Consider the following 11,033-nt stretch of genomic DNA (forward strand, 5'->3'; position numbering starts at 1 on the left):
GGAATATCGTCAATGAATCTTGTGATTTACTCGGGGCAATCAGCTTGTTGGCAAGCCATTTGATCTCATCTCTGCTGGCTGGTCGCCGGCAGTGTCAGAAATCGAAAAGTGAAGTCAGGAACGACGAATGACATGATGGCCGGGATTCGCAAATTGTTCCAGGAAAAGCCGGCATCTTTTAAGTTGGCTTTCGCCGCGTGGGGGGTAGGGGTGATTGTCGCCGTACCCGCCATCTGGCTGCTCAATAATTTCAAGAACGCCTTCGTTGAGAAAACCATAGGGATTGTGCTGGGATCAATAATTGCAATTGGCACAATAGCCATGTTCTTTTACTTCCTCTGGCAGATGTTCGGCGAAGAAGAAGTGAATCAGGAAAATTCGGGCAATGACAAGGCGGACAAGGAAGTCCGACACACCGAGGAAGGCTAGAGCAACACATCCGAGACTGCATGAAAATGTCCGACGAAAAGACGCTGAGACCCATGTGTTACTGATCGCAGAATCAGTTGAATCAGCCTCCAATGCTCTACATTGTTGTCGCGAACAAAGAGTTGTTCTGCGGGCAACCGGACTTTGACGTGCTCCGTAGGCCCGCGCGCGAGCTGGGATTCCTTGCGCGGGGCTACCTTGTCCAGACAAACGATTCGGCCGACACATTGTCGCCGAATGTACCCCTGTGGCTGTCAGTCGAATCCGTCCGCAAATAGCACGTCCGTCAAGGTCAGGCAGCTCGGCGTATTCGCGGCAATGCGAGTGCGCACCTGGGTAATGTGCGTTGGATGAAACTCCTGCACATTGGAGCCGCAACTGCTCGGGCTGACATGGCAGTAGCTCATGAGAGTGCCCTTGGGTGCGCCCGGGCCAGACGCCGGGCAGCTGGTTGGACCCGAGTAGCAACCCGTTCCAGACGTATTGCATTGATCAATCGTATTGCTGGATGTCGGATAGCTGCCCGTCGTGGCGCTACTGCAATGCGTGTGTGCGGCACCGAAGTTGTGGCCGAGTTCGTGGCCGACGATGAATGCAGTGTTGGCTACGCTAATGGCAGAGTTGGTGAATATCTGGTTGGTGCTGTAGCTGCCGCCGTTGCCGGATGTCCTGCAGTAGGAATTCACCCAGGCGATACCCGACGCCGAGTTGCCGCTGGATGAGTTCCCCGACAGCAACATGGCAAATGCACGGCTGACTGCGGATCCGCCCGAGCTGTAATTGGCCTGCCAGTAGTTGCCGAACTCCGCCAGCATGGCCGACGAAGCCGGTGAATCGGTATTCGTGTAGGGATCGGTGGCTACGCGCAGAAAAGTCGTTCCTTGCAGAAGGCTCACGTCCAGGTCGCGCTGGTACATCACGTTCATCTGGGCAAAAAGAGTAGCGATCCAGGCAGTGGCATTCGCGGTGTTTCCGCTGAAGCGCTCACTCATGAACGAGACATCGGTATCGACGGCGACCACGGCATAGCGCAGGGCGCCTAGCGGAGAGTTGTCCTGGACCAGGTGATCAAAGGCGGAAGGCGCGGCATTCGGATTGGGCAGCGAATCTTCGTTGGTCGGGTATTCCAGTGTGATGCCCGCTGGCACGGCCGATTCCGCACTGATCGCGCTGAACTGCCAGCCATTCTCGATGCGCCGGCTCTGCACCTCGAAGGCGCCCGAAGGACTGGAACCTGCACCATACGGCGGATCGGCAAGGTCCGGATCGAACGAGAGGCCGACACGTGTGGTGCCGTCCTTGCTGTAGCCGATCAGATGAATGCGCTGGCTGCGAGGGATCTCGTGCTCGCCCTGATCATCGACCACGACGATGCGAGCATCCGGTGCATAGACTTCGATGCGCTTGAAGTCTATGGCCGTGAGCACGCCCGGACCGGCCGGAAATTCCGCAACTTCAACGGATTGGCCGGGCTCAAGGTTCTGCAAGCGGGCCAGTGATCCGGCGTCGAAGCGCACGGCTCCTGTTTCGGCGGCCATGGCCGCAGTCGCGGCGAACATGAATAAACTCAGTGCAATCAAACGCATGACGAAAATTTCCTGACTACGAAAAGCGTCGCCAGCATGCCCGTGGGCCAGCCGTCGCGCTGTGATGCATGACCCAAGCCGGCTGCTTGCCAGCTCAAGATCAAAGAGATTGTAGTCAGACAGGCGGCCATGTGCCTGGCATTTTCGCCAGCAAAGCGGCAATCGGGCCCAAAACGGCGACGATCGGGGGGCGTTGAGCCACGATCGGAGAAGTCCGCGCGTGCCCAGCCTCGGCAAGAGACGGTGCGGGTTGCCCTGGAGTCAGGCGAAGAAGGCGACAAAAAAAGGGCGCCCCGAGGGGCGCCCTTTGCATGGATCAAACGCGATCCGATTTTTACTCGTCAGCTCCGATCGATGGAGCCGTCGCAGAGCGCGGATCCCCGTCGAAATCGTCGGTCACACCCACGATCGGCGTGCCGGCTGCTGCTACGGGGCTGCCTGCTTGCAGGTGCAGGTTTACCGTGGCCGATGTGCCGGTCGGATTGACGAACAGCGGATTGACCGCGACGCTGTTGGCATCCAGCCCGGCGGCCATGGGGCCGGCGACGCCGCCAGCACCATCGGCGAACAGATCGTTGTAGTCGCTCGTCGCGCCGGTGGCCGCCGACAACAGTCCCGCGGTGTTGACGCCGGTGCCCGAGGCATTGCTGCGCGCGTTCCAGAAAATGTTGTCGACATAATTGCGCGTGCCCGTGCTTACGTTACTGACAAAGGCAAACGTATTGCTCGACGAGACTACGTCGGTGCCGCCAACATAGATGCTGTTGTTGTAAATGTTGTTGGTGCCTGCAAGCTCGAACATGCCGTACATCACGATACCGGCGGTGATCGAATTGCCCGCCGCGTCGTAGCCCAGTCGCACCATGTTGTTCTTGTAGGTGCCGCTGCCAGCCACCGGCAAAATGCCGGCAATCTGACTGGTCAGCGCGGTCGAGTTCACCACCAGGGAATGCACGAAGTTGCGTTCGACGACGCTGCCGGAGCTGGTCGCAAAGCTCGTGTACAGCGCGTAGATCGAGTTGTTGATCGTGCCCGCATTATTGACCAGCGAACGGAAGGTGTTCTGCGAGATCACGTTCGCGCCGGTGCTGCCCGTGGTGAGCAGGCCTGCGATGGCAACAGTGTTGACGGTAGTGCAGTTGTTGGTGATGTTCTGCACCACATTGCCAGTGGCGGAGATGGTGGTCGACCCCACCTGCATGCCATAGATCACGCCGCCCGCCAGGTTGTTGACGATGCCGCCCGCCACCGTGGTACCGCCGATCGTGTTGTTGTCGATCGTGCGGGTAATGCCTCCGGTCGTGGACGAGAGAATGCCCCGGAAGCCGGTGAGCGTGCCCACGCCGCTGTTCTGGTTGAGCGTGATCGCGCCAATCGCGTTGTTCGACACCGACAATCCGCTGTCCCAGTTGTAATCCAGGATACCGATCGCCGGCGCAGTATTGGTCGTGGTCGAACCCGAGTTGATGACAATCGTGGAAGACCCATCCAGGCTGCCGATGGTGTTGTTCAGTACGTCGACCGGAGCGTCAATGCTCGGCCCGCCGGCTTGGATTCCGATGAAGACCGAATTGGAGGTCGTCGTGGAATTCCGTGCGGAGGACTGTGCTATGCCCGAGACCGTGTTGCCCTGAACAGTGCTTGGCGTAGTAGCTCCCGACCCATTGAGAAGGATGCCGCGGAACTCGTTGGTCGAGCCGGAGATCGTGGTGGTGCCGGTGCCATCCGCTGCGCCGAAACCGATCACGTTGCCGGTGATCTGGAAGGCGTCGCCGCCGTTAGCCGCACTCGACGCATCGATCAGGATGCCGGTATAGCGCAGCGCCGTCGAGGTGAAGGTACGCGGAGCGGTCTGGTAGATGCGGTTGTTTGCGATCGTCCAGCCGGTATTGAAGTTGTAGACCGAAATACCCGCGTTGGAACCCGTAGCAACAAAGTAGTCGTGGATCTTGTTGCCGCTGATCGCATTGCCCGCGTTGGCATTCGCGGCGCTGGTGCCCAAACCCTGGATCGCCTTGGACGGCGAGTTCGCTCCTGCAGGCCCGATGTCGTTGTTCGACACCGTATTGTTGCTGTTGCCGCCTGCCACCGTGCTGGTGCTGAACAGAACCGTGCCCGTCGCCGCCGTGGTCGCGCCCGTTGCCGAACCGAGGATGGTGGCGTTGGTGACGACGTTGTTGGTGGCACCTTCGATAAAGCGGATGGTGGAGGTGCCCGCCGTGCCGGATACCGTGGTGTTCGACAGCGTCAGCGCATTGCCACCGCTGTTGAGGCCATCAATTGTCACGTTGTCGGCACCGGCCAGGTCGATCAATGGACTTCCAGCGGCCATCGCACCACTGACTGTGCGTGCTGCGCCGCCGGCAGGCTTGATCGTCGCTGCCGTATACGACGCAGAACCTGCGCCGCTGGCGTTCAGTACCGAACTTGCCGTTTCGGTGGTGTCGGCGCAAACGGTGACATCCACTACGCCCTGGTGCGTGCCTGCGTTGATCGCGTCGAAGGCATCCTTCAGGGTCGAGAAGCCGCTGGGGCCGACCGTTCCTGCAGTTGCCTCGATTTCGACAGGATTGGTGGTCGTGCATTGCACGATCACCACAGGCGTCACCGTCAGCGTCGCACTGGCCGCTGCCGCATTGTTGCCGGTATTCGTCTGCAAGGCGCCAGCAGCGATGGTGTTGTCGTAGTCAGCAGCAGTATTCGCTGTGACGTCTACTGTAACCGTGCAACTTCCTGTCGCCGGGATTTGAGCACCACTTCCCAGCGAGACGGTGCCCGAACCCGCATTCGCGGTTACCGAGGCGCCGACGCAATCGGTGCTTGCGGCCGGAGTTGCCGCGACCACGAGACCGGCCGGGAACGAATCGGTCAAGGCGGCACCAAGCGTCGAAACCGACGGGCCCGAGTTGCTCAAGGTCAAGGTCAAGGTACTGGGCTGACCCGCCATGACACTCGTCGGAGCGAAGGCCTTGCTCAGTGTCGGCGGTGTTGCGCCACCGTTCGGGACCGTGAAGCTGAGGGGTACGGTCGCCACGCCATTCGTCGCATTGCTGTTGACGCACAGCGAGGCCTTGTAGACGCCAGCGGCAAGGCCGTTCGCATTGAAGGTGATCGAGGTGACATCAGAAGCGCCGATTCCAAGCGAACCGGATGTCACGCTGGCGGAAGCCCAGCTTGGCAGTGCGCAACTGACCGTGCCCTGCACGAATGCAGACATCGCGGTGACGGTGGGGACGGTCTGCAAACCGGGGTTGCTACCCGGATCGTAAAGGACAGGCAGGTTGCCTACCTGTGGATCCGTGCTGACGCGCCAGGCCCAGAGCGGCTCGGCATTGGTTTGCAGGGCGCCGCCGTTGATGGTCGGGTAAACCGTCATCCAGTAGCGACCGCTCGGCAGATCCAGCGATGGAACGCCAGCGGCATTGAGGTTCAGCGACAGGTTGCCGCCGGCCGTGGAGATGCCGTTGGCGTTGCTGATGCTGTTGCTGTAGGTCCAGATCGGTGCTGCCCCGAACATCTGCGGCGCGCCTGCCGGGAATCCGGCGTTGTCGGCGTAGATGCTGAAGGTGACCTGCGGCGTGGTGGTGCCGGTCAGGGTGATGCTGGGCAGTACAAACCCGTTCGCACGCAAGGTGGTGACGTGAGTCATGCCAGCCGTGTCGAAATTCTGCGACCAGTAGAACCCGTTCGGGATCGATGTATACGAACCGACCAGCTGACCATTGTTGGACGTAGCGGTGTTGAGCGGAGTGACCGTCGCCGTACCCGAGGTGGCAATCGTCCAGTTCAATGTCGGATTGCCGATATTGGTGATGGTCAGGTCGCTGCTTACCGTCGTATCGGAGCTTCCGGACAACGAGGTCGGATTGACCTGGATGACGGGGCCAGCCGGATTCAGCGCGATCGGCAGATGAAGCACCGGTTCGTTGCTGCTGGACGGTGTCAGGATCAGTTCGCCGAGGTTCCAGGTCGAAGAGGTCAGCAGGCCGCCGTGCGCGGTCACCGTGACTTCCTTTGAACCACTGGAGCTGACCGTGAACGAAGCGGGCGAGAACTCGATGGCACCAGCAGGGAATCCTGCAACAGACAAGGTATAGGTCTGCGAACCGGCACGAGCGCGGCGGAACGTGCGGGTGAACTGGGTGTCACCGATGAAGCCCGTCTTGGCCATGCTGGCCAGGTTCAGGGTCGAGATCTGGCCGCCGGTGGCCGGGTTGGCCGCCAGGAAGTTGGCCGAAGTCTCGTCCATGATCAGGCCGACCTGGGAAGCCGCGGTCAGATTGACGCGACCGGAACCGTAGTCCCACAACGTTGCCGGGCTGCCACCAATATTGGTCACGCCGAAGTTGTTCGAGCTGAGGTTCAGTGCGGACTTGATCTGGGTCGGCGACCATGTCGGGTTGAGTGCACGCATGAGCGCGGCAGCGCCGGCCATGTGCGGGCTCGACATCGACGTTCCGTTGCTGAGGTAGACGCCATCGGCACCAACAAGGTTGGCAGAGCCTGCAGCGAGGATGTCTACGCCCGGGCCGGTAATGTCCGGCTTGACCATGCCCTGGCCGCTGACCGTGCGCGGGCCGCGGAAGCTGAAGTCACCCATGACGTCACCCTGTGCCGGGAACGTGCTGGCGGCGATATCGATGCTGACTGCTGCCGTGGCCGGAGTGGAGCCGGCTTCGAGGTTGAGCCAGTCACCCATCACCATCGACCACGAAGTATCTGCGGCACCGAGGTTGAGGTAGACGACATCGACAAAGATGACGCCAACGGCACCGGCTGCCAATGCAGCCGTGCGGCGTGCGCCGCTGCCGCAGGAGCTGGCCGTACCGTCGAGATGAAGGACGGCAATGGCACCCTGGGTGATCTCAGGCGGCGCCGTGCCATCGAATCCGTCGTAGAAGATCCGGTCGGTCGGTGCGCCCGTGCGGACGAACGTATCGGCCGGATAAGGTGCGCAACCGTCGGTTGAACCGTTTGCGAAGTTGGGGCTCTTGATCAGCGGAACATTGATCAGGTTCGATGTTGGCAGCGGCAGGCCGCCCGTACGCATCGGAACGTCCTGGGTGTTTGCTGGCGGGTTGGCCTCGCTGGTCAGGTCGAGGCTGACTGCGATGATGCGGTCTTCAGTCGAAGCTGCGACCGTCTCGACCCAGGGCTCCATGTGGTTGACCTGGCCGATCGGGTTCGGCACCGTCGTGCTGGTGTTGCCAGCAGATGCGGCGACGAACATGCCGGCAGCAACACCATTGCGGAAGGCAGTGGAGGTTGCATCGGTCCACGGCGAGGTGCCGCCGCTGATCGAATAGTTGATGACGTCAACGCCGTCGGCAACTGCCTGGTTGGCAGCCTGCGAGGTTGCCGTGCTTGGGCACGATGCTGGGCAGGCCAGGTAGGTGACCACGTTGGCATGCGGGGCGACACCGGAAATGCTGAACGGCCCGGAAGCGTAGATCGAATTCCACGCGTTGCCGGCGGTCGTGCTCGCGGTGTGCGAACCATGACCCTGGGTGTCAGCACCACTGGTTCCTGGCGCCGCGAAATTGTAGATGCCGATGAGCTTGTCGTTGCACCTGCCCGCGTCAACGGCGCCTGCCTGGCACTGGCCGAGGTAGTTGCCGCTGCCAAGCGGATTGACGTGCACGTAGCCATCGATCGGGCCTACGGCTGCAAATGCCGGGCTCTCCCAGTTGACGCCGGTATCGATGACGCCGACCAGGATGCCTTCACCCTTCGTGGCGACGCCGCTGGCGGTGGTGCCGCCCCAGATGGACGGTGCGCCGATGAAGCTCGGGCCGCGATCGGTATCGAGTTCAAGCTGATGTTCGCGCTCAATGAAATCGACGTCGCTGCGTTGCTTGATTTCCGAGGCTTCGGCATTGCTCAGGCGCACGATGACAGCGTTGAGTCCGTGCTGCATGCGCGCCATCACGTCAAGCGGACGGCCGAGCGTATTGCCGAGTTGACTGATGAATACTTCCTGCTTGCCTTGCAGATAGCTCACATAGGCGAGCGCTGCAGGTGATTTGACGTCGAGCTTTCCCGTCGGCTCACCATTCCTGAGCAGCGCGGATGGGGCGGGCAACCCGGAAACATTGCCGGCATACGTAGCCAGCGGCGCTTCCTTGAAAACGATGGTGTAGTAAGCGGGAGCCGAAATATCCGAAGCTACCAGCGTGGTGGCCAGTGCAGTTGCAGGCAGTGCCTGTGCAACATTCACTACCGGGTTGTACGCAGCGGATGCCGATGCGGTTAACCCTGTGAACAACGTCAATGCCAACGCGCTTGCCAATGGCTTTGCGCGGTTATACCTGCCGCGCGATGCGGCGGACGACAATTTCATGTTTTTCCCCATGTATATGTTGTTGGGAAGCAGCGTCAATGGAGTCGCTGCGTTCCGCAACGACCTGTTGTCAAAACTCTTGAAAACCCCTGTTCAATCCGGGCCTGTGACCCGGATCCGGCCTGATAGTCTTCCTAAGTTGACCCGGAAGCAACACATATTTTCGGCCGGATTTCGGGTCCGGTTTTCCGCTCGGCAACCAGGGGGCGGATTCAGGAAACTGACCCTGTCAGCGGTTGTTTCGGGGACCTCTGTCCCGGCATGCGACATGCGTGAAGGTATGGAGAAAATACCGGCCGTTCAGGCAGTCCTTCTCTTACGGACCGGAACAGGTTCCGGTGTCCGTATCTATAGGAATATAGGGGGAAAGGAGGTTGTTGCCGGGTCCGCCGGCGTTCGCAATCGGGACATGGCTGGCGTGCTGGCAGTGCCACCAGTTGCCCGTGCGGACCTGGACTGTTGTGCGGTGGGTCGGAATACGCCCCCGGGCCAAGCGGCGATGCATTGCGATCGTCGTCGCGTTGCCCCGGGCGAAAAGAAGGGGCGCCGGTCGGCGCCCCCTGGTGTTGGATAGTTAGCGAATCCCCGGGCTACGGAATCGTTATGGCAGCGCCGGTTTGATCGTAGCTGTAGTCGATGAGCGTTGCCGGGTGGCCGTTGGGTGCCGTCGTGCTGAAGCGGAAATAGCCATAGCAGAGGCCGCTGGGTGAAATTGCCGTCCCGCAATCGAACTGGAAACCAATGTAGCCGGTTGCGCCTGCGTTCCATCCGTACATGAGGCCAAAATTGACAGTTCCCGAGAATATCGAATCCGGGCCAATGGTCGCTCCGGAAGTCAGGATGGCGGGATCCGCTTCCCCAGGGTTGTTGACAACAGCTCTGCTGCCGTACCGCGTATAGGTCCAGTAAGTCCTCATTCCCAACTTCGTGCCTCCGAAGTTTACTATCTGGAAGTCAAGGCCGTTGATTCCGTCCGCAATTATTTTTTGCGACCAAGTCATTCCCGTACCCTCCAGCAGCGGGGAAATGGTGTGGTTGATCGGGCCAGAGGGGATGACGGCCTGACCGTAGGTCAAATTCGCGAATGCCAATTCGGTGTTGGCGCCCGCATCGGTTTGCAAGCCGCCAGGTTGGATGGAAAACGGGTAGATCCCGTGGTTCGCTACTTCGAAATAGGCACCCAAATAACACGAGCCGGGCGAGGCGCCGCCAGCGGGGATCTGCGCGCCAGCATTGAGCGTGATCGAAGTGGGTGAAGTGACAACAGCGGCTCCGGGGCAGTCACTGACTGCAGGGAACTTCGGGCTCAATCCGGGAGGAAGGGCGATGGTCAGGGGAGCGGTCAAGGTGACCGCGCTTGCGTTGCTGTTCTCCGGAAAAATGAACAGGTTGGTGAAGTTGTTGAACCACAGGTTGGCAGGGTCGAAGAGAATCCTGATGGTGGATGGATTCAGTGGCTCGAAGCCGTTGCCAAAGATCTGGTTTTCCTCACCCGCGGTAATGGCGACGTCACCCGACCTGCTGATGTCTCCGCTGGCGGTCACGGTCATCGCCAGGAGCATTGCAAACGCAAAAGTAAGCACGGCAAGCGCTCGCGCGCCTGTGTTTCCTGCTGTCATTGGATTACTCCCCTGGGTGCTTTGAATTCGACCGAATTCGCGCGAGCTGAGACGCGAATGCGTGACCGATATATGCACGATCGCGATCCGAAACACAGTTGGCCAAGGATGGAGGGCACCGGGTGTCCTGCAGATGGCCGGTTGTTGATTGAAGCGCTAAGTGTCGATCGTGTCGGCCAGACAGCCAGAAATCCACCAGCCATCTTTCGATGGTGGCGGATTGTCCGCGAGAAGAATTACCATCGACGAACCGGCGGGTCGGCAACAAAGCTGTTCGGGAACGGGTTGGGTTCGTACCTGGCGATCGGTCGGCCGGGAATGACGCCGCGAGCGACCAGGTTGTGCTGGCTGTCGTACCAGATCGACAGTGTCTCCGCGGGGCGGATGCTGGCACGGACAAACCGGGTGGTACCGACGCGTGACCATTCGCGATCACCGTGACCGGTACCCAGTCGTTCACTGGGTGCCTGGCGGCGGGCCATCGGCGCTGCGGAATCTGCCGAGCCTGATCGGGCAGCGCCAGCCGGGGACTCGCTGGATTCTGCTTTCTGTTTGGCCACCGAGTCTTCCATCCATGACGGTGAGCTCGGCGCTGGTGCTCTGTTCTCTCGCTCCTCGGCAATCCAGCGGCGCTCCCGCTCGGTGAATACGGCGACACCAATGACCCCGACGTTCATCGGTCGGCCCGTCAGCGCCGCGTAGCTGTTCGGCAAGGCAGTGAAGTTGAACTGGGCTATCTCGTCCAGGCTCTTGCGCCAGCCATTGATCTCGGTCGACTCCCAGGCATCCAGCACGTAGCCGCTCTGGTTGGCGCTGGCGGTTTCTCCACTGACCGCGTTGACCCCATCAACCGAAAGCACGGCGAGTACACGTCCGCCGGTACGATTGCGCAGGCGAATCGCGTAGCGGTGACCGGGCATGCCGGCAATATAGAGCTTGCCGTCCATGCTCCAGGTGCGCAGGGTTGATCCCGTGTCGCGATCGACCACGCTGAGATCGAGCAGGTTGCCGGCGAATGCCGGCGAAGACAGCATCAGGGCCAGCAGGGCGGAACAGATC

General features: G+C 60.6%; 5 protein-coding genes. 1 reads left to right on the forward strand and 4 read right to left on the reverse strand.

Going from position 1 to position 11,033, the window contains the following annotated elements:
* The first annotated feature begins 132 nt into the window (after positions 1–132).
* Positions 133–429, forward strand: coding sequence for a hypothetical protein (locus WBP53_RS16255; RefSeq protein ID WP_423930797.1), 297 nt, complete (start codon positions 133–135; stop codon positions 427–429).
* 254 nt (positions 430–683) lie between these two features.
* Here the strand turns inward: WBP53_RS16255 and WBP53_RS16260 are convergent, their stop codons facing one another.
* From WBP53_RS16260 to WBP53_RS16275, 4 genes are all read right to left on the reverse strand, one after another.
* The gene (locus tag WBP53_RS16260; RefSeq protein WP_423930798.1) at positions 684–2,015 is read right to left on the reverse strand and encodes a M12 family metallo-peptidase; all 1,332 of its coding nucleotides are present in this window, start codon (positions 2,013–2,015) and stop codon (positions 684–686) included.
* Between the two features lie 334 nt (positions 2,016–2,349).
* On the reverse strand, positions 2,350–8,355 hold the full coding sequence (locus tag WBP53_RS16265) for a S8 family serine peptidase (RefSeq protein WP_423930799.1): 6,006 nt from the start codon (positions 8,353–8,355) through the stop codon (positions 2,350–2,352).
* A gap of 590 nt (positions 8,356–8,945) precedes the next feature.
* Positions 8,946–9,974, reverse strand: coding sequence for a hypothetical protein (locus WBP53_RS16270; protein WP_423930800.1), 1,029 nt, complete (start codon positions 9,972–9,974; stop codon positions 8,946–8,948).
* Between the two features lie 236 nt (positions 9,975–10,210).
* The coding region (locus WBP53_RS16275) for a hypothetical protein (protein ID WP_423930801.1) at positions 10,211–11,033 on the reverse strand (823 nt) is incomplete at its 5' end.

This window comes from Dokdonella sp. (genome assembly GCF_049593775.1).
Taxonomy (GTDB): domain Bacteria; phylum Pseudomonadota; class Gammaproteobacteria; order Xanthomonadales; family Rhodanobacteraceae; genus Dokdonella.